This is a genomic window from Xenorhabdus taiwanensis (assembly GCF_036512875.1).
Lineage (GTDB): Bacteria > Pseudomonadota > Gammaproteobacteria > Enterobacterales > Enterobacteriaceae > Xenorhabdus > Xenorhabdus taiwanensis.
The window spans coordinates 1-22,498 of record NZ_AP028978.1 but is presented as its reverse complement, the minus strand read 5'-3'; the positions used below and the strand labels follow the sequence as shown (position 1 = coordinate 22,498).

General features: G+C 44.2%; 20 protein-coding genes. 11 read left to right on the top strand and 9 right to left on the bottom strand.

Annotated features, from left to right (window positions below):
• Positions 1 to 3: 3 nt before the first annotated feature.
• The 10 genes from atpB to glmS all read left to right on the top strand — a co-directional run bounded on the left by atpB (position 4) and on the right by glmS (position 10,058).
• The gene (gene atpB, locus ACE1SE_RS00100) at positions 4 to 828 is read left to right on the top strand and encodes a F0F1 ATP synthase subunit A (RefSeq protein ID WP_047770879.1); all 825 of its coding nucleotides are present in this window, start codon (positions 4 to 6) and stop codon (positions 826 to 828) included.
• A 51-nt stretch (positions 829 to 879) separates the two neighbouring features.
• Entirely contained in the window at positions 880 to 1,119 is a 240-nt protein-coding gene (atpE, locus tag ACE1SE_RS00095; RefSeq protein WP_045967711.1) for a F0F1 ATP synthase subunit C, read from the top strand.
• Positions 1,120 to 1,177: 58 nt separating this feature from the next.
• The gene (gene atpF / locus ACE1SE_RS00090) at positions 1,178 to 1,648 is read left to right on the top strand and encodes a F0F1 ATP synthase subunit B (protein ID WP_047770880.1); all 471 of its coding nucleotides are present in this window, start codon (positions 1,178 to 1,180) and stop codon (positions 1,646 to 1,648) included.
• A 12-nt stretch (positions 1,649 to 1,660) separates the two neighbouring features.
• Entirely contained in the window at positions 1,661 to 2,194 is a 534-nt protein-coding gene (gene atpH, locus ACE1SE_RS00085) for a F0F1 ATP synthase subunit delta (RefSeq protein WP_099132902.1), read from the top strand.
• Between the two features lie 14 nt (positions 2,195 to 2,208).
• Entirely contained in the window at positions 2,209 to 3,750 is a 1,542-nt protein-coding gene (atpA, locus tag ACE1SE_RS00080) for a F0F1 ATP synthase subunit alpha (protein WP_374052132.1), read from the top strand.
• 72 nt (positions 3,751 to 3,822) lie between these two features.
• Positions 3,823 to 4,686 (top strand): F0F1 ATP synthase subunit gamma, encoded by an 864-nt coding sequence (gene atpG / locus ACE1SE_RS00075; protein ID WP_374052131.1) that lies wholly within the window; start codon positions 3,823 to 3,825, stop codon positions 4,684 to 4,686.
• A 34-nt stretch (positions 4,687 to 4,720) separates the two neighbouring features.
• The gene (atpD, locus tag ACE1SE_RS00070) at positions 4,721 to 6,103 is read left to right on the top strand and encodes a F0F1 ATP synthase subunit beta (RefSeq protein WP_374052130.1); all 1,383 of its coding nucleotides are present in this window, start codon (positions 4,721 to 4,723) and stop codon (positions 6,101 to 6,103) included.
• A gap of 21 nt (positions 6,104 to 6,124) precedes the next feature.
• A complete protein-coding gene (locus ACE1SE_RS00065) occupies positions 6,125 to 6,547 on the top strand; it encodes a F0F1 ATP synthase subunit epsilon (RefSeq protein WP_045967700.1) in 423 nt (140 codons plus the stop codon).
• Positions 6,548 to 6,687: 140 nt separating this feature from the next.
• Positions 6,688 to 8,088 (top strand): bifunctional UDP-N-acetylglucosamine diphosphorylase/glucosamine-1-phosphate N-acetyltransferase GlmU, encoded by a 1,401-nt coding sequence (gene glmU / locus ACE1SE_RS00060; protein WP_374052129.1) that lies wholly within the window; start codon positions 6,688 to 6,690, stop codon positions 8,086 to 8,088.
• 140 nt (positions 8,089 to 8,228) lie between these two features.
• The gene (gene glmS, locus ACE1SE_RS00055; RefSeq protein WP_374052128.1) at positions 8,229 to 10,058 is read left to right on the top strand and encodes a glutamine--fructose-6-phosphate transaminase (isomerizing); all 1,830 of its coding nucleotides are present in this window, start codon (positions 8,229 to 8,231) and stop codon (positions 10,056 to 10,058) included.
• A 519-nt stretch (positions 10,059 to 10,577) separates the two neighbouring features.
• Here the strand turns inward: glmS and ACE1SE_RS00050 are convergent.
• From ACE1SE_RS00050 to ACE1SE_RS00035, 4 genes are read right to left on the bottom strand one after another with little or no spacing between them, the layout of a single operon-like run.
• On the bottom strand, positions 10,578 to 10,958 hold the full coding sequence (locus ACE1SE_RS00050; RefSeq protein ID WP_374052127.1) for a hypothetical protein: 381 nt from the start codon (positions 10,956 to 10,958) through the stop codon (positions 10,578 to 10,580).
• A gap of 10 nt (positions 10,959 to 10,968) precedes the next feature.
• Entirely contained in the window at positions 10,969 to 11,508 is a 540-nt protein-coding gene (locus ACE1SE_RS00045; protein ID WP_374052126.1) for a LemA family protein, read from the bottom strand.
• 13 nt (positions 11,509 to 11,521) lie between these two features.
• Positions 11,522 to 12,592 carry a hypothetical protein gene (locus ACE1SE_RS00040; RefSeq protein WP_374052125.1) on the bottom strand — a complete coding sequence of 357 codons (1,071 nt, stop codon included), beginning with the start codon at positions 12,590 to 12,592 and terminating at the stop codon, positions 11,522 to 11,524.
• 23 nt (positions 12,593 to 12,615) lie between these two features.
• Complete coding sequence (locus ACE1SE_RS00035; protein ID WP_445082107.1) at positions 12,616 to 13,179, bottom strand: LemA family protein; 564 nt, start codon at positions 13,177 to 13,179, stop codon at positions 12,616 to 12,618.
• A gap of 572 nt (positions 13,180 to 13,751) precedes the next feature.
• Here ACE1SE_RS00035 and asd point away from each other — a divergent pair.
• Positions 13,752 to 14,873 carry an aspartate-semialdehyde dehydrogenase gene (gene asd / locus ACE1SE_RS00030; protein WP_374052124.1) on the top strand — a complete coding sequence of 374 codons (1,122 nt, stop codon included), beginning with the start codon at positions 13,752 to 13,754 and terminating at the stop codon, positions 14,871 to 14,873.
• Between the two features lie 93 nt (positions 14,874 to 14,966).
• Here asd and ACE1SE_RS00025 read toward each other — a convergent pair whose 3' ends face one another.
• The 5 genes from ACE1SE_RS00025 to dnaA form a co-directional block, all read right to left on the bottom strand.
• Positions 14,967 to 15,608 (bottom strand): hypothetical protein, encoded by a 642-nt coding sequence (locus ACE1SE_RS00025; RefSeq protein ID WP_374052123.1) that lies wholly within the window; start codon positions 15,606 to 15,608, stop codon positions 14,967 to 14,969.
• A gap of 722 nt (positions 15,609 to 16,330) precedes the next feature.
• A complete protein-coding gene (gyrB, locus tag ACE1SE_RS00020; protein ID WP_374052122.1) occupies positions 16,331 to 18,754 on the bottom strand; it encodes a DNA topoisomerase (ATP-hydrolyzing) subunit B in 2,424 nt (807 codons plus the stop codon).
• An 18-nt stretch (positions 18,755 to 18,772) separates the two neighbouring features.
• Positions 18,773 to 19,864, bottom strand: coding sequence for a DNA replication/repair protein RecF (gene recF / locus ACE1SE_RS00015; RefSeq protein ID WP_374052121.1), 1,092 nt, complete (start codon positions 19,862 to 19,864; stop codon positions 18,773 to 18,775).
• 17 nt (positions 19,865 to 19,881) lie between these two features.
• On the bottom strand, positions 19,882 to 20,982 hold the full coding sequence (dnaN, locus tag ACE1SE_RS00010; protein WP_374052120.1) for a DNA polymerase III subunit beta: 1,101 nt from the start codon (positions 20,980 to 20,982) through the stop codon (positions 19,882 to 19,884).
• Between the two features lie 4 nt (positions 20,983 to 20,986).
• The gene (dnaA, locus tag ACE1SE_RS00005) at positions 20,987 to 22,375 is read right to left on the bottom strand and encodes a chromosomal replication initiator protein DnaA (protein ID WP_374052119.1); all 1,389 of its coding nucleotides are present in this window, start codon (positions 22,373 to 22,375) and stop codon (positions 20,987 to 20,989) included.
• Between the last annotated feature and the right edge of the window lie 123 nt (positions 22,376 to 22,498).

Here is a 22,498-nt window from a genome sequence, read left to right as displayed (position 1 = left end):
ATCATGTCTGCATCAGGAGAAGTTTCAACTTCGGAGTACATAAGTCATCACCTGAAGCACCTTCAGTTGGACTTGCGTACCTTTGAGTTGGTCAATCCCCACGCTAGTGGTTATGAGGCGACGTTTTGGACGTTGAATATCGACTCGCTTTTTTTCTCCATCGTATTAGGGATGTTGTTTCTATTTGTGTTCAGAAGAGTCGCGGTTCGCGCCACTGACGGCGTTCCGGGCAAATTTCAGACTGCAATAGAAATGGTAATCGGCTTCGTTGATAACACCGTGCGTGATATGTATCACGGCAAGAGCAAAGTGATAGCTCCTCTGGCTTTGACTGTGTTCGTCTGGGTGTTACTCATGAACGCATTGGATTTGCTGCCAATCGATTTTATTCCTTTAATCGGAGAGCACTTCTTCGGCTTGCCTGCTCTGCGTATTGTTCCAACCGCAGACGTCAGTGTCACTTTGTCGATGGCCCTCGGTGTTTTTGTCCTCATTCTGTTCTACAGCATTAAGATGAAAGGAATTCGTGGTTTTGCGAAGGAGCTGACATTGCAGCCTTTCAATCATCCACTCTTTATTCCAATTAACTTAATCTTGGAAGGGGTTAGCTTGCTGTCTAAACCTATATCACTCGGTCTGCGACTGTTTGGTAATATGTATGCTGGCGAATTGATCTTTATTCTTATTGCGGCCCTTCTACCGTGGGGAGCACAGTGGTTACTCAGCCTGCCTTGGGCGATTTTCCACATACTAATTATTACGTTACAAGCCTTTATTTTCATGGTTCTGACGATTGTTTATCTGTCGATGGCATCTGAAGAGCATTAATTTTTATCAATCAATCATTGTGTTTTAACTTGAAACAAACTGGAGACTGTCATGGATATAAACATGGATCTGCTGTACATAGCTGCCGCTATTCTGATGGGTTTGGCGGCTATCGGTGCTGCGATCGGTATCGGCATCCTCGGGGGTAAATTCCTGGAAGGCGCTGCTCGCCAACCTGATCTGATTCCTCTGCTGCGTACGCAGTTCTTTATCGTCATGGGCCTGGTTGACGCCATCCCGATGATTGCTGTGGGCCTGGGCTTGTTTATGATGTTCGCTGTTGGCGGTTAATAAGATAGCAGAACTTAAAATTACGCCAATTCATTAATTGAAATAGAGGTATTGTGTCGTGAATATTAACGCAACAATCCTCGGCCAGGCCTTAGCGTTTGTCCTGTTTGTTTTGTTCTGCATGAAGTATGTATGGCCACCAATCATGGCGGCCATCGAAAAACGTCAGAAAGAGATTGCTGACGGTTTGGCTTCAGCAGAGCGTGCCAAAAAGAACCTGGACTTAGCGCAAGCCAATGCGACCGACCAACTGAAAAAAGCGAAAGCTGATGCACAAGTTATCATTGAGCAGGCTAATAAACAAAAAGCCCAAATTATCGATGATGCTAAAGCAGAAGCAGAGCTGGAACGTAACAGAATTGTAGCGCAAGCTCATGCTGAAATTGAAGCTGAACGCAAGCGCGCTCGTGAAGAGTTACGTAAACAGGTTGCGATGCTGGCGATCGCAGGTGCCGAGAAAATCATCGAACGTTCCGTGGATGAAGCTGCTAACAGCGACATCGTTGATAAACTGGTCGCTGAACTGTAAGGAGGGAGGGGCATGTCTGAATTCGCTACGGTAGCTCGCCCCTACGCCAAAGCAGCTTTTGACTTTGCTGTAGAACACCAGTCGCTTGAACACTGGCAGAATATGCTGGCGTTCATTGCTGAGGTTACTCGCAATGAGCAGGTTGGTGAGCTGCTTTCCGGTTCATTAGCACCGGAAACGTTAGCCAAAACCTTCATCACTCTTTGTGGTGAGCAGGTTGATGAGCATGCTCAGAACTTTATTCGTGTAATGGCAGAAAATGGTCGCTTGCTGGTACTGCCAGAAGTCTTCCAGCAATTTATCCAATTGCGTGCGTCACTTGAATCAACTATCAATGTTGAAGTGGCTTCTGCGTCCGAACTGAATGAGCAGCAGCAGGCTAAAATTTCTGCGGCGATGGAAAAACGTCTGTCACGCAAAGTGAAGCTGAATTGCAAAATTGACAAGTCTGTTATTGCCGGTGTCATTATCCGTGCAGGTGACATGGTAATAGATGGCAGTATTCGTGGCCGTCTGGATCGTTTAACAGACGTCTTGCAGTCTTAAGGGGACTGGAGCATATGCAACTGAATTCCACCGAAATCAGCGAACTGATCAAACAGCGTATTGCTCAGTTCAATGTCGTGAGCGAAGCTCACAATGAAGGTACGATTGTTTCCGTTAACGACGGTATCATTCGTATCCACGGTTTAGCCGATGTCATGCAGGGTGAAATGCTTTCCCTGCCTGACAACCGTTACGCAATTGCACTGAACCTGGAGCGCGACTCTGTAGGTGCGGTTGTGATGGGTCCGTATGCTGACTTGGCCGAAGGCATGAAAGTCAAATGTACTGGCCGTATTTTGGAAGTGCCTGTTGGTCGTGGTCTGCTGGGTCGTGTTGTTAACACACTGGGTGAACCAATTGACGGCAAAGGTGCTATTGAGAACGATGGCTTCTCACCGGTAGAAGTTATCGCACCAGGTGTTATCGATCGCCAATCTGTTGATCAGCCTGTCCAGACAGGTTACAAATCCGTTGATGCCATGATCCCAATCGGTCGCGGCCAGCGTGAGCTGGTGATCGGCGACCGTCAGACTGGTAAAACTGCTCTGGCTATTGATGCGATCATCAACCAGCGTAATTCTGGTATCAAATGTGTCTATGTTGCGATTGGTCAAAAAGCCTCTACCATTGCTAACGTAGTTCGTAAACTGGAAGAACACGACGCACTGGAAAACACCATCGTTGTTGTTGCATCCGCTTCTGAATCTGCGGCTCTGCAATATCTGGCTCCCTACTCTGGTTGTGCGATGGGTGAATACTTCCGTGATCGCGGTGAAGATGCACTGATTGTTTACGATGACCTGTCTAAACAGGCTGTAGCGTACCGTCAGATTTCCCTGTTGCTGCGTCGTCCACCTGGACGTGAAGCATACCCTGGTGACGTTTTCTACCTGCACTCCCGTCTGCTGGAGCGTGCAGCGCGTGTTAACGCTGAATACGTTGAAAAATTCACTAATGGTGAAGTGAAGGGTAAAACCGGTTCTCTGACCGCACTGCCAATCATTGAAACTCAGGCGGGTGACGTTTCTGCATTCGTACCAACAAACGTTATCTCCATCACTGATGGTCAGATCTTCCTTGAATCGTCTCTGTTCAACTCAGGTATCCGTCCAGCGGTTAACCCAGGGATTTCTGTATCCCGTGTAGGTGGTGCTGCTCAGACTAAGATCATCAAGAAACTGTCTGGTGGTATTCGTACCGCTCTGGCTCAGTACCGCGAACTGGCAGCATTCTCCCAGTTTGCTTCTGATCTGGATGATGCAACGCGTAAACAGTTGGATCATGGTCAGAAAGTCACTGAGTTGCTGAAACAGAAACAGTATCAGCCGATGTCTATTGCACAGCAGGCTCTGTCTCTGTTTGCTGCTGAGCGTGGTTATCTGGAAGATATCGAAATCGCAAAAGTGGTCAGTTTCGAAGCTGCGCTGTTGGCGTATGCTAACCGTGAACATGCTGATCTTCTGAAAGAGATTGACCAGTCTGGTGATTACAATGGAGAGATCGAAGCGAAGCTGAAAGCTCTGTTGGAATCCTTCAAGGCGACTCAGTCCTGGTAACACTATTCGGCCCTGTTTGATTCTATTTAATGAAAAAAATGGGGCCGTCTGGTTGAATTCGGAGAAGCAGAAATGGCCGGCGCAAAAGAGATACGTACCAAAATCGCCAGTGTGCAGAACACGCAAAAAATCACTAAAGCGATGGAGATGGTCGCCGCGTCCAAAATGCGTAAAACGCAGGATCGCATGGCGGCCAGCCGTCCTTATGCAGAAACCATTCGCAATGTGATTGGACACCTTGCGTTAGGTAATCTGGAATACAAACATCCATACCTTGAAGAGCGCGAAGTCAAGCGTGTTGGGTACGTGGTTGTTTCGACTGATCGTGGTTTATGTGGCGGTTTGAACATTAACTTGTTCAAAAAATTGCTGATAGAAATGAAAGACTGGTCTGATAAAAACGTCCAAGTTGATTTGGCGCTTATTGGATCAAAAGCGGTTTCCTTCTTTTCTTCTGTTGGTGGCAACGTTGTTGCTCAAGTAACAGGGATGGGAGATAACCCGTCATTATCCGAACTGATCGGGCCAGTCCACGTCATGATGCAAGCATATGACGAAGGGCGTCTGGATAAACTGTATATAGTGACAAACAAGTTCATGAATACAATGTCTCAGGTTCCGACGATCACTCAGTTATTGCCTCTGCCAGCCGGAGACGATGAAACACTGAAGAAGAAGTCTTGGGACTATTTGTATGAACCTGATCCTAAGGCGCTGTTGGATACCCTGCTGCGCCGCTATATAGAAGCGCAAGTTTATCAGGGCGTCGTTGAAAACCTGGCTAGTGAACAGGCCGCACGAATGGTAGCGATGAAAGCCGCGACCGATAACGGTGGCAACCTGATCAAAGAGTTGCAGTTGGTTTACAACAAAGCTCGTCAGGCCAGCATCACTCAGGAACTCACCGAAATCGTTTCGGGTGCTTCTGCGGTTTAACAGCTAGGTTTACGAATTACGTAGAGGATTCAAGATGGCTACTGGAAAGATTATCCAGGTAATCGGCGCCGTGGTGGACGTCGAATTCCCTCAGGACAGCGTACCAAAAGTATACGATGCCCTTGAGGTTAAAAACGGTGAAGAAAAACTGGTGCTGGAAGTTCAGCAGCAGTTAGGTGGTGGTATCGTTCGTTGTATCGCAATGGGTACCTCCGATGGCCTGCGCCGTAATTTGGACGTGACTGATTTAGGACACCCAATCGAAGTACCAGTGGGTAAAGCAACACTGGGCCGTATCATGAACGTATTGGGTGATCCAATTGACATGAAAGGTGAGATCGGCGAAGAAGAGCGCTGGTCAATTCACCGTACAGCACCAAGCTATGAAGAGTTATCCAACTCTCAGGAATTGCTGGAAACCGGTATCAAGGTGATGGACTTGATCTGCCCATTCGCTAAGGGTGGTAAAGTTGGTCTGTTTGGTGGTGCGGGTGTAGGTAAAACCGTTAACATGATGGAGCTTATCCGTAACATCGCGATCGAGCACTCAGGTTACTCTGTATTTGCTGGTGTTGGTGAGCGTACCCGTGAAGGTAACGACTTCTATCATGAAATGACCGATTCAAACGTACTGGACAAAGTATCTCTGGTATACGGTCAGATGAATGAGCCACCAGGAAACCGTCTTCGTGTTGCATTGACAGGTTTGACGATGGCGGAAAAATTCCGTGATGAAGGCCGTGACGTTCTGTTGTTCGTTGATAACATTTACCGTTATACCCTGGCAGGGACAGAAGTATCTGCACTGTTGGGTCGTATGCCATCTGCGGTAGGTTATCAGCCAACGTTGGCGGAAGAGATGGGTGCTCTGCAAGAGCGTATCACCTCAACCAAAACAGGCTCCATCACCTCCGTACAGGCAGTTTACGTTCCTGCGGATGACTTGACTGACCCATCACCTGCGACAACCTTTGCTCACTTGGATGCAACCGTCGTATTGAGCCGTCAGATCGCCTCTTTGGGTATTTACCCTGCAGTTGATCCACTGGATTCAACCAGCCGTCAGCTTGACCCACTGGTTGTTGGTCAGGAGCACTATGACGTGGCTCGTGGTGTTCAGTCTATCCTGCAACGTTATCAGGAACTGAAAGACATCATCGCCATTCTGGGTATGGACGAACTGTCTGAAGACGACAAACTGGTTGTGGCGCGTGCCCGTAAGATCCAGCGCTTCCTGTCTCAGCCATTCTTCGTTGCAGAAGTCTTCACCGGCTCACCAGGTAAATTCGTTTCTTTGAAAGACACTATCCGTGGCTTCAAAGGCATCCTGGACGGTGATTATGACCACCTGCCAGAGCAGGCGTTCTACATGGTTGGTACCATCGAAGAAGCTGTGGAAAAAGCGAAAACGCTTTAATACGGCTGACGGGAGGTTGATATGGCTGCAATGACGTTCTCCCTGAACGTAGTCAGTGCTGAAAAACAGATGTTTGAAGGGCTGGTACAGAAAATTCAGGTGACAGGTAGTGAAGGTGAGCTGGGGATCTATCCTCAACACACGCCACTGCTTACTGCCATAAAACCGGGCATGATACGTATTGTTAAGCAGTTTGGTGAAGAAGAATTTATCTACCTGTCAGGTGGTATTCTTGAAGTTCAGCCAAACGGCGTTATCGTACTGGCCGATACAGCGATCCGTGGTAAGGATTTGGACGAAGCTAAAGTGCTTGAAGCCAAGCGCAAGGCAGAAGAACACATCCGTAATTCTCACGGCGATGTTGATTATGCTCAGGCATCTGCTGAATTGTCGAAAGCGATCGCGAAACTTCGCGTTATCGAGCTGACAAAAAAAATGATGTAATGTACCAAAGGGTATAGGCAGTTAGATAAAAAGCCAGTTGGTGAAAACTAACTGGCTTTTTTGCATTGCGAAATATGTGGCAATTTATTTCGCAAACAGGTTTACTTTCATACTTAAAAATTGGGATTGTCAGGTTTCTTATGTCTGTGATTGCAAATAATGACAACGTAAATAGTGTCGGTACAAAAAGTGTCGTGATCCTTGCCGCAGGCAAGGGAACTCGCATGTATTCCGCGCTTCCTAAAGTTCTGCACTTGCTAGCCGGTAAGCCGATGGTTCAGCATGTTATTGATACCGCAATGGATTTGGGTGCCCAAAATATTCACTTGGTTTATGGTCATGGTGGGGATTTGATGAAACAAGCCCTTCCCAACCAAGATCTAAATTGGGTACTGCAAGCAGAACAGCTTGGCACGGGTCATGCCATGCAGCAAGCTGCTCCGCATTTTTCGGATGATGAAGATATTCTGATCCTTTACGGTGATGTGCCCTTGATTGGTAAAGATACTTTGGCGCGTTTGATTGAAGCTAAGCCAGAGGGTGGAATTGGTTTATTAACCGCGATACTGGATAATCCAACGGGCTATGGTCGTATCATTCGTGAAGATGGTGAAGTGACGGGCATTATCGAACAGAAAGATGCAACGGAAGAACAGCGTAAAATCAACGAGATTAATACCGGTATTTTGGTAGCGAATGGCGGTGATTTGAAACGTTGGTTATCAAGGTTGGAAAACAATAACGCACAGGGAGAATATTACCTGACGGATGTTATTGCGCTTGCACACAAAGAAGGTCGTCAAATCAAGGTGGTACACCCAAGCCGTTTAAGTGAGATGGAAGGAGTCAACAATCGCCAGCAACTTTCTGCCTTGGAGCGTATTTATCAATCTGAGCAAGCAGAAAAATTACTGTTGGCGGGCGTCATGTTGTTAGATCCGGCTCGTTTTGATTTGCGCGGAACATTAGAACATGGTCGAGATGTGGTGATTGATACCAATGTGATTATTAAAGGCCATGTCACACTGGGAAATAATGTTCAGATTGGCTCTGGTTGTATCCTGAAAAATTGTGTTATTGGTGATGGGGCAGTCATTGACCCTTACACTATCATCGAAGATTCTGAAATTGCGGACGAGTGCACTATTGGGCCTTTTGCCCGTTTACGCCCTGGCTCCAAATTGGCGGAAAAAGCTCACGTTGGCAATTTCGTTGAAATGAAAAAATCCTCGCTGGGCAAAGGTTCCAAGGCTGGTCACCTGACTTATCTTGGTGATTCTGAAATTGGCAATAATGTAAATATTGGTGCGGGAACCATTACTTGTAACTATGATGGCGTCAATAAATTTAAGACCATCATTGGTGATGATGTTTTTGTTGGTTCTGACACCCAACTTGTTGCACCCGTTACGGTAGCGAAAGGTGCGACGATTGGTGCCGGAACCACAGTAACAAAAGACATTGCTGAGAACGAATTGGTTATCAGTCGCGTAAAGCAAACCCATATTAAAAACTGGCAGCGTCCAGTGAAGAAAAAATAATTAAGATATATCCATAATAAAAATCCCCATCTCTACAAAGCTCGGGGACGGCAAAGCCGAAACGCGATTTGCCGTAGGACAATCAGGTTGTGCGACATAAAAAGGGCGTTGTTTAGCCCTATTTTTAGGAATAAAACAAAATGTGTGGAATTGTTGGTGCAGTAGCACAACGGGATATTGCAGAAATACTGATTGAAGGTCTTCGTCGCCTGGAATACCGTGGTTACGACTCTGCGGGTATAGCTGTCGTTGACAGTGAAAACCACATGACTCGCCTGCGTGAAGTGGGTAAAGTGCAGATGCTGTCTGATGAAGCAGACAAACAGCCGGTTATTGGTGGCACGGGGATTGCCCACACTCGTTGGGCGACTCATGGTGAACCAAGCGAACGTAATGCCCATCCCCATGTTTCTGAAAATATTGCTGTTGTGCATAATGGTATTATTGAAAACCACGAAGAACTACGTGAAGAATTGAAAGCGCGTGGTTACACCTTCTCTTCTGATACAGATACAGAAACCATTGCCCATCTTGTTCACTGGGAACAGCAACAAGGCGGTTCACTGCTGGAAGTGGTTCAGCGTGTGATTCCAAAATTGCGTGGCGCTTATGGCACCGTAATTATGGATAGCCGTCATCCTGATGTACTGGTTGCTGCGCGTTCTGGCAGCCCATTGGTCATTGGCTTAGGTGTGGGGGAAAACTTCCTGGCATCAGATCAACTAGCATTACTGCCAGTGACCCGCCGCTTTATCTATCTGGAAGAAGGTGATATCGCAGAAATCACTCGCCGTACCGTTCGCATCTTTGATGTACAGGGCGAAGCGGTTGAGCGTGAACAAATTGAATCTAGCGTTCAGTACGATGCAGGTGATAAAGGAGTATACCGTCACTACATGCAGAAAGAGATTTACGAACAACCGATGGCTATCAAAAGCACATTGGAAGGCCGTTTGAGTAATGGTCAGGTAAATCTGTCAGAACTGGGCGCTAATGCTGCGCAATTGCTGTTTCAGGTTGAGCATATCCAAATCGTTGCTTGCGGTACTTCCTACAATGCGGGAATGGTTTCGCGCTACTGGTTCGAATCATTGGCAGGTATTCCATGTGATGTTGAAATCGCTTCTGAATTTCGTTACCGCAAACCAGCGCGCCGTAAAGGAAGCCTGCTGATCACCCTGTCCCAATCTGGTGAAACGGCTGATACCTTGGCTGCTCTGCGTTTATCCAAAGAACTGGGTTATCTGACTTCTTTGACCATCTGTAACGTCGCGGGTTCCTCTTTGGTACGTGAATCAGAATTTGCCCTGATGACCAAAGCAGGGGCAGAAATTGGCGTGGCATCTACCAAAGCCTTTACCACCCAGCTAACTGTATTGTTGATGCTGGTGGCTTACATAGGACGCCTGAAAGGTGCGGATGCAGCACTGGAACAAGATATTGTCCATGCCCTACATGCCCTGCCAAGCCGCATTGAAAGCATGTTATCTAAAGATAAGCTGATTGAAGCATTGGCAGAAGATTTCTCTGAAAAACATCATGCCTTGTTCCTTGGCCGTGGCGATCAATACCCGATCGCGGTTGAAGGTGCACTGAAACTGAAAGAGATCTCCTATATTCACGCAGAAGCCTATGCTGCTGGTGAATTGAAGCATGGTCCATTGGCATTGATAGACGCGGATATGCCAGTGATCATCGTTGCTCCGAACAACGAACTGTTGGAAAAATTGAAATCCAATATCGAAGAAGTTCGTGCCCGTGGCGGTTTGCTGTATGTCTTCGCCGATCAGGATGCGGGTTTCACCAACAGCGAAAACATGAAGATCATCTCCCTGCCACACGTAGAAGAGCTGATCGCCCCGATCTTCTATACCGTGCCACTGCAATTACTGTCTTACCACGTTGCATTGATCAAAGGTACAGATGTGGATCAGCCGAGGAACTTGGCGAAATCGGTGACGGTGGAGTAAGAGTCACTTATTTTGGTGTAAAAAAGCTTTAAACTTTCTAAATCCGGTTATGCGTAAGCTAACCGGATTTTTTTATTCAGTTAAGAATAAAAATATTTAATCGAATGATCTCATGTTGTTAATGATAAGAAAATTCTACTTATGAGTATCACAGTTTTTAGCGGGAATAATCGTGTCATTAGTAATGAAAGTTACTGTTTTGTTTTATGTCTTTCAATTAATTAGGTATCGAAAGGTGAATTTATAATATATTAGGAAACTGGTTGAAATTTTTATCTGTGACAGGTGATCTTTTTCTAACGCTTGCTTATAAAATTAAAAAAATCAAAGGAGTATAATGAAATTCAACGAAGATTCCCGTGTAAAAATTCCTGTCATCCTGCACTTGTTATGTGAATGCAAGTTTCATCTTATATGTACGGCTTACAGTCGTACATAATTGAATCTATCTCCACTAAATACTATCTTCCATCAGTACAATATATACACGAAAGATATTACTATAAACGAGTAAGAAACCTACTTCTTACCACGTTTCTGACCAAGTTTTTCTGGTGGAATGCCAGAAAAGGGGTTTTGCATAAATTCGGCCAGTAATTGATAATTAAATATAATAAAGAAAAAGCAGTTCAATATGACAATAATACCGGTGAGAAACATATGTATGCCGCTAATGTTCAAGAAGATAAGCATCATTAATATGGCAAAATTAGGGAAAATTGATAGTGCAATGGTTCCTGCTAAGATATTGGAGATCATTTTCAGCATAGGGATTTGTTTCAAAATAGTGACAGCGATAAATGGAATGAACATTCCAAAAGTAGAAAGGAATACAACATATGCTGGTTCTTTCACTATTTGATCGGCAAAGCCAAACAGATTGAAGGGAATAGTTAGCATGAGTTTTTCCTTATTTATTAATTGTGTTGGAGTGGAGCATTGTGCGTGGTTTATAGCCCAGTATTTTAGCAAATATTAGATTGGGAAACGTTTGTATTCCAGTATTATATAAGGCTACACTTTCATTAAAAAACTCACGGCGATCAGCAATTTTTTCTTCTAGCAAGGTAATGCGTTTTTGTAGTTTATTCAGGTTATTTAATGCCTGTAATTCAGGATAATTTTCTGATACCAGCAGTATCTGTTTCAATATATTGGTAATCTGATTGTTAACTTCGACCTTTTGATTGGCTTGATAACAGCGTAAATAATATTCACGCGATTGTGTGAGTTCCAACAACAGTGATTTGTGATGCGACATTATTTTTCCGACAATATTGACTAATTCAGGAATTTCGGCTGCTCTCTGTTTTAACAGTGTATCGATATTGGCAAATGCTTTTTCCGTGTAGTTTTTTAACACAACAACTTTGTTGTAATTATCGATGAGATAATACAGCAGCAAGATTAACAAGATCATGATGATAAAAGTTGCAATTAAGTCATTCATTCACACTTTCCTGTTAAAACAGCCAACTGAATAAAGATGATTGATTGAACAAAATTGTTAGTTTTTGTCCGTGATATTCATAAGGAATAGTTAAAACAATCGCAATCAGAAAGGCAGCCGCTAAGCTAAAAGCCAAAGCAGATTTCACCAATGGGCGATATTTGTTCCAGTGCGTGACAGAGTTTACAGGAGAAATTGCCAGAATATCGTTTTCAATGTCCTTTTGGATGACGATTTTATTATCTCTTTCGACAGCGGCACCAATTAGTACGAGTTTATCATGGTTAAATATTGCTCGCTCAACATAACGAACGTTATTTTTTTCATATTCGCAAGTCGGTGGAAGAGAAGTTAAAGATAAATCAGTAGTAATAACATTGACAGAACCTGTTTCATCTTGGATTTTGAAAGGTGCACATCGGGTTTCGTTGGCGATGCTTTCATAACGTCTTTTTCCCTTGGAATCTTTTGTTATTTTATGTGCTGTATAGTGGTAAGCGATACACTTCTTTTGGCTGAGCGGCGCTGTACACAGTTGCTTTTTTTCTGAGAATACCTGCCCTTGTACTTCTACTAACCCCATTGCCATTGAGCCTATTTTGGAGGTAGGGAGTATTTGCTGGAGCTTGAAGAATTTTTTTTTCGAAGTTTTATTTAGCCATACTAAGACAGCTATTATGATAAATATTGCTATAAAACATGCAAATTTATTTGTGATGTTTAAGTGATTAAAAATATAATTAATAGCAATTATCAAGATAACTAAAATTAGCTGAGTGATTTTTTTAAATAGATATGATAGATTTTTAATCATGTCATTTTTGGGGTTGATAATATGAGTGGTAACTCTACAAGTTTTTGCGATAAATAAAGCCAAAAAAGGTAAAATAAAGAAGATCCCAAGAATGTACGGGACATTATTTTTATCAAGATAAGCTATGATACTTGCTAGTAAACTGCTGATTGTTACTGTTATTACACTCCATTTTAGAGTAATTCGAAAGTTAAAGAAACATGATGCTATTAATACAGTGCTGCCACTCAAGACAGCGCTGAAAATAATTGATATGATAATCGAAGTCATTTATTGCCTGTTTTTTATTATATTTATTCGAACCGAATGCCATTGTATTTTATTTCTTCCGCGGAAATTTTCAGCAAAGGAAGGTGTTGATATTTTAGGATATTTGCCACGATAAGTGCGGGAAAAATCTGAATTCCAATATTATATGTTGTCACGGTATCGTTGAATACTTCACGACGGCGGGCGATTTTGTCTTCTATATTGCTGACCGATTTTTGAAGCTCGATAAAATTATCACCAGAAATTAAAGTGGGGTAATTTTCTGAAATTGCGAGTACTGATTTTAGCGCTTGAGTCATGTGATTGGAGGCTTCGATTTTTTCAGGCAATGATTCCGCGGTCAAATAATTTTGGCGAGCATTGCTAAGAGCAGTGAAAATTTCCCGCTCATGGGACATTGCTTTGGAAACTATAGAAACCAAGGCCGGAATCTGATCTGCTCTTTGTTTTAGGATAACATCAATATTGGCAAATGCGTTATCCACATTATTGCGTAGCAGAATCAGACGGTTATACAGTGAAAATCCCCAGCCTATGCCGCCAATAATTAAAAAGAAAACTACAATAACTACAATCATTATTTCCATCTTAATTTACCGTTAATTTTTTGATTGGGTAACAACGCGATTGCCCACATCGGCATTATCGTCCCCTAATACTTTATTCCTCATGCTTTATTCCGCATAAAGTCCCGTTTCATTTGCTGCCAGCGTTTCGCTCTGAAAATAATAACCGGAAATGCCAAACAATTTTGTAAGAAAAGCTCCATTAGAATGCTATGTCAGGACGATAATGATTATTAAATGATAGTTAATTAAAACAGTTTTCAAAATAACTTAATAGAGGGAAAAAAGGGCTTTTTTGAATCTTATCGCAATCATTAGATAACCCTAGGTTATTGCTGTTAAATATAAATTAATTTTCTAATAAATGGAGAATTAGTAGTGGAAAAATCCAGGCTTGCCCAACAACTTTAGGGAGGATTTTGCCTCAATTGCGCCTAAACCGAAGGCAAATCTCATGGTTTAAAAATGGCAGATGCATCGCCTCAGAAATTCTGATGCTATAGCTCATAAATATACTTGCACCTTTCGTTATATTTTGTCAGTTTTAATGATATCAGTGGTATCTGATAAACATCTTTCAAGGCAGGGTAAACATGAGTAAGAGTGTAGGTCTTATCGGCTGGCGTGGTATGGTCGGCTCAGTATTGATGCAACGAATGATAGAAGAGCGGGATTTTGACGAAATAAATCCGGTTTTCTTTACTACTTCCCAACACGGGCTTCCTGCCCCGCAGTTTGCAATAAATAGCGCAGGAAAATCGGGAGTGCTACAGAATGCTTTTGATATTGAGGCGCTGAGTGCACTAGATATTATCATTAGCTGTCAGGGCGGGGATTATACCAATGAAATCTACCCTAAACTGAGGGCAACCGGCTGGCAGGGATATTGGATCGATGCCGCTTCTGCGCTGCGTATGAATGATGATGCTGTCATTATTCTTGATCCTGTCAATCATCAACATATTCAAAATAGTCTGAATAAAGGTATCAAAACCTTTGTTGGCGGTAACTGTACCGTTAGCTTGATGCTGATGTCATTGGGAGGGCTTTTTGCCAATGATTTGATTGAGTGGGCATCGGTATCAAGCTATCAGGCGGCCTCTGGCGGTGGTGCTCGCCACATGCGTGAGCTGCTGGTGCAAATGGGGATGCTGCATAATCAGGTTGCTGAGGAGCTACAAAATCCCGCTTCCGCGATTTTGGATATTGAAAAACGTGTAACGGATTTTACCCGCAGCGGTGCATTGCCAACTGACCAGTTCGGGGTTCCTTTGGCGGGAAGTTTGATTCCGTGGATTGACAAGCAACTGGAAAATGGACAGAGCCGCGAAGAGTGGAAAGGTCAGGCGGAAACCAACAAGATCTTGAACACGGGCAGTCATGTGATCCCGATTGATGGTTTGTGTGTGCGTATCGGGGCATTACGCTGCCATAGTCAGGCTTTTACCCTGAAATTGAAAAAAGATATCCCGATCCATGAAATTGAAGCCCTGTTGGCTTCCCAAAATGATTGGGTGCGCGTGATCCCAAATGATCGTGAACTAACGATGCGTGAGTTAACACCGGCTGCGGTTACGGGTACTTTGAATACGCCAGTCGGTCGTTTGCGTAAGCTCAATATGGGACCGGAATATTTATCTGCCTTTACGGTGGGCGATCAGTTGTTATGGGGAGCAGCAGAGCCTTTGCGCCGTATGTTGCGTATTTTGCTGTAGAAAAGAGTTAAGTTTTTATTGAAGTATTATATTGGTTGAGAATAATGCCGCCATTCAATAGAGATATTGGCGGCATTAATTATTTTTTGGCTTTTAGCGAACGGTTGTACCCAATGTTAACGTGACACAACGAATAAACTCGGTACTGACACCTTTGCGGTTTTCAAGGTCTATAACTGATGTTGTATGGTATTTTGGACAGATTTCATAAAGCAATTCAGGTGATATATCTGCCCCCAGAGATTTAAGCACCACAGAAGCTGTTTCTGGCCTAAAATTCATTCGGGCTTCATAGGCGGGAAGTGCATTACGGATTTTCTGGAATATCTCTTGATTTTCATCCAGAATTGTTTCCAGATTACTGTCATTAATATGGGACAAAGCATGATCAAAATCTGTCACACCGCGAAGTGCGAGAAGACTAATATCCATATTATGTTTGGTAGCAAGTGATTCAGTGCCTGTTTGGGATTGAATTTTTGCATAGTTGAGTGACTTAATTTCATGATGAATTTTACTGGCTACTTCTGGAATAAAACCAACAGCCAGAGCAATATTTTCAATTTCATCATGAGTTAATGCGAACATGACACCTTCCCATGAATCGGTCAGCTCCATTGCCTTAGCACGGAGAGCATTGGCATTGTCGGATATACGACTTAGCTCATTTTGACTCACCATCTCAGCATCAATAATATGAGGTTTGGTGGATGTTTGGTCTGTGAATTTTTGCATGATCTTCTCCTAAGTGACATTACTATATAACAGGTAAATATCTTCTACGGATAATGATACAGCTTCCGATAAATCGGACGAGATGAATGGGTTTGGATATAATTAACTTTATCCGTCATCCATTGTCAATAATTTTTTAAGGCGGCCATTGTTCAGGTTTTGTTATATTGAATATGCTGAAATAATAAATATATAAATTAAAGAAGTTATACGTATTGAACTTCAAGTTGCATTTACAACACTCTATGAAACCTGATATTTCCCCGCGAAGCGGGGAAATATCACACGCATCTTGAAGTTAGATTGATATATATTTTTTGTGAAAAATAAATTTACTATTTTTATTGGATTAACAGAATATAAATGGATATAAAATAATAATCTAATAATAGGGGGCTATATATTAAGAGATAGGGGCTGTTTATGAATAGTTAATTTTTAATTTACCTGTATCATGGGGAGGTATTTATTTTATATTATCCATCAGGTTTATATTTATAGATTATTATAATATTTTATTTTTCTGGTGGAGATAAAACAATTATTTTTCAAGTTGCAGATTTGTTGTCTGCAACTTGAAATTGATTAGGTATATACGCATTAAACTTCAAGCTGCAATTTACAACACGATATGAAACCTGATATCTCCCCGCTTTCGCGGAGAGATATCACACGCATCTTGAAGTTAGATTGGTATAGTTCTGTAAATAGTTTCGGGAATATCAGATATCAATATTCGCCGCTTTCAAGGCATTCTCTTCAATAAATGCCCGGCGAGGTTCAACCGCATCCCCCATCAGAGTCGTGAACAGTTGGTCAGTTGCAATGGCATCTTTCACGGTTACACGCATCATGCGACGGGTTTCTGGGTTCATGGTTGTCTCCCACAACTGTTCAGGATTCATCTCTCCCAGACCTTTATAGCGTTGGACGGCAAGACCACGGCGTGACTCTTTAGTCAGCCATTCCAGAGCTTGTTCAAAGCTGCTGACTGCCTGACGACGTTCACCACGTTCGCCACGTTCGATGTATGCATCTTCCTCAATCAAATTCCCGATTAATTCACCCAGATTGGTAATGCGGCGATATTCGCCACCGTGAATAAAATCAAAATCCAGATTGTAGTTGGTGTCAACGCCATGTGTGCGAATGCACAGAACGGGTTCGAAAATTTGGCGTTCACGGTTCTCATGGATTTGATAGCTGTAAGTGCTGCCATTCTGCTCGTTGTCATTCAGACGAATAGCCAGTGTGCTTACCCACTCGTCCACTTTTGCCTGATCGTTCAAGGCATCTTCGGTCAGTTTTGGATGGTAAATCAGGTTATTCAGCAGAGCCAGCGGATACAGACGTTCCATGCGACGGATGATTCTCTGGGCGGCATTGAATTCAGTCACCAATTTTTCCAGAGCTTCACCTTTCAGGGCGGGTGCATGTGGATTGGTGTACAATGCTGCGCCATCCAATGCGATGGACATCAGGTAGGCTTCCATTGCATCGTCATCTTTGATGTATTGCTCTTGTTTGCCTTTCTTCACTTTATACAGTGGTGGCTGAGCAATGTAGACATAACCGCGCTCAATGATTTCCGGCATCTGGCGGTAGAAGAATGTCAGCAGCAAAGTACGGATGTGAGAACCATCAACGTCGGCATCGGTCATGATGATAATGCTGTGATAACGCAGTTTGTCTGGGTTGTATTCATCACGGCCAATTCCGCACCCCAGGGCAGTAATCAAAGTGGCGACTTCCTGTGAGGAGAGCATCTTGTCAAAGCGTGCTTTCTCAACGTTCAGGATCTTACCTTTCAATGGCAGAATAGCCTGATTCTTACGGTTGCGTCCTTGTTTTGCCGAACCGCCCGCAGAATCACCCTCCACCAGGTAGAGTTCGGACAGGGCTGGATCGCGCTCCTGGCAGTCAGCCAGTTTGCCCGGCAATCCGGCCAGATCCAGTGCACCTTTGCGGCGGGTCATCTCACGGGCTTTACGTGCCGCTTCACGGGCACGGGCTGCATCAATGATTTTGCCGACGACGGTTTTGGCATCATTCGGGTTTTCCAGCAGGTATTCCACCAGCTTCTCATTCATCAGGGTTTCGACCACCGTCTTCACTTCGGAAGAAACCAGCTTGTCTTTGGTCTGAGAAGAAAATTTAGGATCTGGCACTTTAACGGAAATCACCGCAATCAGGCCTTCACGGGCATCATCACCGGTCGCGCTGACTTTGGTTTTTTTGTTGTAACCCTCTTTGTCCATGTAGCTATTGAGGGTACGGGTCATTGCAGTACGGAAACCAACCAAATGGGTTCCCCCATCGCGCTGAGGAATATTGTTGGTGAAACAGTAAATGTTTTCTTGAAAACCGTCATTCCATTGCATGGAAATTTCAACACCAATACCGTCTTTTTCGGTACAGAAATAGAAGACATTTGGGTGAATTGGGTTTTTATTGCGGCTCAGGAATTCAACAAACGCTTTGATCCCCCCTTCATAGTGGAAGAGATCTTCGATATTTGTACGTTTGTCGATTAAACGAATGGCAACACCGGAGTTGAGGAATGATAATTCACGCAGGCGTTTGGCCAGAATATCGTATTCGAACTCAGTGTTAATCTTAAATGTATCCATACTTGGCCAGAAACGGACAGTCGTTCCTGTCTGCTCAGTATCACCGACGACTTTCAATGGTGACTGTGGCACACCCAGACAATAAGTTTGTTCGTGGACCTTACCGTCACGGCGGATAGTCAGTTCCAGTTTTTCCGATAAGGCGTTAACAACGGAAACCCCCACGCCATGCAGACCACCGGAAACTTTATAGGAATTATCATCGAATTTACCCCCCGCATGCAGCACGGTCATGATGACTTCTGCTGCTGAAACACCTTCTTCTTCGTGTATATCGGTAGGAATACCGCGGCCATCATCCTGCACAGAAACTGAATTATCTGCGTGGATAGTGACAGTTATTTTGTCACAATGACCCGCGAGGGCTTCGTCGATAGCGTTATCAACAACCTCGAAGACCATGTGGTGCAGGCCGGTACCATCATCGGTATCACCGATATACATGCCTGGACGTTTACGGACGGCATCCAGCCCTTTTAATACCTTGATACTTGAGGAGTCATATGTATTCGACATCAACGTTTCTCGCTCATCTTAATCCTGTGGTTGAACCTCTATTTTGCCATGTTCTACGCGAAACATCCTGCTATTTACATCAATCATGTCTGTAACTTGCCCGGATGTGATTGCACTGACAAACACCTGGGCCTGCGTAGATTTAAGACGCTCGGCTAATAGCTGACGACGGCCGGCATCCAGTTCTGAGGCAAAATCATCAAGCAGATACAGGCATTTTTGCCCGCTCTGTCGGGTGAAATATTCACCCTGTGCTAACCTCAACGCGCACATCAGTAATTTCAACTGACCACGGGACAGCATATCTTCTACTGGTGTACCGTCCGCCCTGATCCGCAGATCGGCTTTATGCGGGCCGGAAGCGGTGTAGGTTAACGATCTGTCGCGCTCAAACTGCCGCGCGAGCAGTTGTGCATATTCACTCTCTTTGTCCCAACCCTGCTGGAAGCTGATACTGAGTGTGAATTCAGGTAAAAATTGTTTGCAGGTCTTTTCTATGTCCTCGGAAATTCCTGCAATATATTCAGCCCGCCAGTGACTAATTTCGGTTGCCAATGGGACAAGTTCTCGATCCCAATGCTGGATTTGGCTGTAGCGGGTGACTTGCCGCAGTGCCGCATTCCGCTGCTTAAGCAGCCTTTTCAGGTTAGCCCAGGCAGCAAAAAAGCGAGGCTCATTGTGAAAGCATCCCCAGTCAATAAAAGCCCGACGATATTTCGGGCCACCATTTAGCAACGTAAAACCTTCTGGCGTAATAAGTTGCATCGGCAGTATTTTCGCTAATTCAGCAATTTTATGTCCATCACTGCCATCTATTCTGACTTTGCTGTCGCCTTGGCGGTTTTTGCTTAAGCCCACCGATAAAGTACGTTCATGGGGTTGCTGATCAAGTCGCCCATGAAGAATGAACTCTTCGCAATCATGACGAATGACTCTGCCAGCCTGAATACTGCGAAAAGCACGACCGTGGCCTAATGTATAAATGGCTTCCAATATACTTGTTTTGCCGCTACCGTTCGGCCCAACCAGAAAATTAAAACCGGTTGCCAGTGGCAGGTCAGCATCCGCGATATTACGGAAATCGCGGATCAGCAAACGCGAGAGAATCATATAATGAGTTAATTTTGTTACAGACGCATTGGCATGACGACATAAGCCGCAGCCTGGCTAGCTGAATTCTCAATTTTTACGCTGGATGTGGCATCTGTTAGCAGGAGACTCACTTGCTCGCATTTCAATGCGTTTAGAACATCCAATATGTAGCTGACATTGAAGCCAATTTCCATTTCAGTACCCTGGTAACTGACATCAACAATCTCTTCTGCCTCTTCCTGCTCTGGATTATTGGCGGTAATTCTAAGCTGGTTCTCACTTAAGTAGATGCGAACGCCCCGGAATTTTTCATTGGACAAAATCGCTGCCCGCGAAAATGCCTGCTTAAGTGTGTCGCAATTGGCTTCCAATGTTTTATCGGGATTTTTGGGCAATACGCGACGATAATCGGGAAAACGGCCATCAACCAACTTCGATGTGAAGATAAAATCACCAACATGAGCACGAATGTTATTGCTACCGATCTGTAATTGCAGCGGATTGTCACCGCCATCCAGCAGACGCATTAATTCAATGACGCCCTTGCGAGGCACGATCACTGAGTGGGACGGCAGATTTTGCCCGATGTTCATGGAACAAACTGCCAGACGGTGGCCATCTGTGGCAATGGTACGCAGTTCTTCGCTTTCAGTTTCAAACAACATACCATTTAGGTAATAGCGAACATCCTGATGCGCCATGGAAAATTGGGTGGATTCGATCAGGCGTTTTAGTGTGGCCTGAGGCAAGGAAAATTCGACTTCGCTCTGCCAGTCATCAAGATTGGGAAAATCTGAAGCGGGTAGTGTAGAGAGTGAAAAACGGCTGCGACCAGAACGAACGAGAATGCGATCGCCATCCAGTTCTACACTGATTTCTGCTCCGTCAGGCAACCCGCGCCAGATATCGAAAAATTTACGTGCGGGGACCGTAGTTGCACCTTGTTCATGTGGCTGGGTAAGTGTAACCCGAGCCTTCATTTCCATTTCCAAATCGGTGCCCGTCAGTAGCAGGGAGCCTTCTGTTACCTGCAATAATAAGTTGCCTAAAATAGGCAGGGTAGGGCGACCGCCTAAGGGGCTGCTAACCTGTTGCAAAGGTTTTAATAATTGCTCACGTTCAATGATAAATTTCATAGCGCTAGGAAGACAATGTTCTGATTAAGTTAGAAAAATCTTCTTTGATGTCATGACTCTCTTCACGCAGTTGTTCGATTTTTCGACAAGCGTGAAGTACGGTTGTATGGTCACGTCCACCAAAGGCATCCCCGATTTCAGGCAAGCTGTGATTGGTCAGCTCTTTTGCCAACGCCATTGCCATTTGTCTCGGACGGGCAACGGAGCGCGAACGGCGTTTGGAAAGCAGATCCGCGACTTTGATTTTGTAATATTCAGCCACCGTTTTCTGAATATTATCGATGGTTACCAGCTTTTCCTGTAGAGCCAATAAGTCACGTAATGCTTCGCGTACAAAATCAATAGTAATGGCACGGCCGGTGAAATTAGCATTGGCAATAACTCGATTCAAAGCACCTTCGAGTTCACGAACGTTAGATCGCAGGCGTTTAGCAATAAAGAAAGCCACTTCCCCTGGCAACTGGATTTGATTCTCATCAGCTTTCTTCATCAGAATGGCAACGCGAGTCTCCAGCTCCGGGGGTTCAATAGCAACGGTCAATCCCCAGCCAAAACGGGATTTTAACCGATCTTCGACGCCATTTATCTCTTTCGGATAGCGATCTGATGTCAGAATAATCTGTTGATTACCTTCTAACAGGGCATTGAACGTGTGAAAGAATTCTTCTTGGGAGCGCTCTTTATTGGCAAAAAACTGAATATCATCGATTAATAGAGCATCCACTGAGCGATAATAACGCTTAAATTCTTCTATGGCATTGTTTTGTAATGCTTTTACCATGTCCTGAACGAAGCGTTCAGAGTGCATGTAAACCACTTTTGCATTGGCTTTGCGTGCCATAATGCTATTGCCGACAGCATGCAAAAGGTGGGTTTTACCCAGTCCGGTTCCGCCATAAAGGAACAGAGGGTTGTATGCACCTCCAGGGTTATCAGCCACTTGTCTGGCGGCCGCTCTGGCGAGTTGGTTGGATTTACCTTCAACAAAGTTATCGAATGTATGCTTGGGATTAACATTGGAACGATAAGATAACTCTGGCTGAGCTTTTACGTTATCCCAGCTTGGGCGCACTGATGAACTGGACGGCGCAGCAGTCACCGGCATATCGGCAATGATTTTCTGAGATTTAGACTGGTTTGGCGAAACAGGCTTATTCCCTACTTCAAAACGCAGTGACGGTACTTCAGGACCACAGAAATCATTTAATAACAAATTGATATTATTAATATATTTCTCTCTTACCCAATCCAACACAAAACGGTTGGGGGCATAGAGAGCCAAAGTGTTATCACTCAGTTCTGCCTGAAGGGGTCGTATCCACATACTGAATTCTGTGGCAGGTAACTCATCCTGCAATCGGGCAAGACATTGCTGCCAAAGCGAAAGTGACACGGCGAACTCCCCTAAAACAAGACCAATAAAAGAAACCGGAATAAAAGATACGTTATATTGGGCACAAGGCGTTATTCCTCGTGGTGAGGAAGATAGCATGTACCTTGTGGCGATTTTTAACAT

Coding starts and splice junctions, on each gene's coding strand:
- atpB (WP_047770879.1), top strand. CDS start 4: ATGTCTGCATCAGGAGAAGTTTCAACTTCGGAGTACATAAGTCATCAC.
- atpE (WP_045967711.1), top strand. CDS start 880: ATGGATATAAACATGGATCTGCTGTACATAGCTGCCGCTATTCTGATG.
- atpH (WP_099132902.1), top strand. CDS start 1,661: ATGTCTGAATTCGCTACGGTAGCTCGCCCCTACGCCAAAGCAGCTTTT.
- atpA (WP_374052132.1), top strand. CDS start 2,209: ATGCAACTGAATTCCACCGAAATCAGCGAACTGATCAAACAGCGTATT.
- atpG (WP_374052131.1), top strand. CDS start 3,823: ATGGCCGGCGCAAAAGAGATACGTACCAAAATCGCCAGTGTGCAGAAC.
- atpD (WP_374052130.1), top strand. CDS start 4,721: ATGGCTACTGGAAAGATTATCCAGGTAATCGGCGCCGTGGTGGACGTC.
- ACE1SE_RS00065 (WP_045967700.1), top strand. CDS start 6,125: ATGGCTGCAATGACGTTCTCCCTGAACGTAGTCAGTGCTGAAAAACAG.
- glmU (WP_374052129.1), top strand. CDS start 6,688: ATGTCTGTGATTGCAAATAATGACAACGTAAATAGTGTCGGTACAAAA.
- glmS (WP_374052128.1), top strand. CDS start 8,229: ATGTGTGGAATTGTTGGTGCAGTAGCACAACGGGATATTGCAGAAATA.
- ACE1SE_RS00050 (WP_374052127.1), bottom strand. CDS start 10,958: ATGCTAACTATTCCCTTCAATCTGTTTGGCTTTGCCGATCAAATAGTG.
- ACE1SE_RS00045 (WP_374052126.1), bottom strand. CDS start 11,508: ATGAATGACTTAATTGCAACTTTTATCATCATGATCTTGTTAATCTTG.
- ACE1SE_RS00040 (WP_374052125.1), bottom strand. CDS start 12,592: ATGACTTCGATTATCATATCAATTATTTTCAGCGCTGTCTTGAGTGGC.
- ACE1SE_RS00035 (WP_445082107.1), bottom strand. CDS start 13,179: ATGGAAATAATGATTGTAGTTATTGTAGTTTTCTTTTTAATTATTGGC.
- asd (WP_374052124.1), top strand. CDS start 13,752: ATGAGTAAGAGTGTAGGTCTTATCGGCTGGCGTGGTATGGTCGGCTCA.
- ACE1SE_RS00025 (WP_374052123.1), bottom strand. CDS start 15,608: ATGCAAAAATTCACAGACCAAACATCCACCAAACCTCATATTATTGAT.
- gyrB (WP_374052122.1), bottom strand. CDS start 18,754: ATGTCGAATACATATGACTCCTCAAGTATCAAGGTATTAAAAGGGCTG.
- recF (WP_374052121.1), bottom strand. CDS start 19,864: ATGATTCTCTCGCGTTTGCTGATCCGCGATTTCCGTAATATCGCGGAT.
- dnaN (WP_374052120.1), bottom strand. CDS start 20,982: ATGAAATTTATCATTGAACGTGAGCAATTATTAAAACCTTTGCAACAG.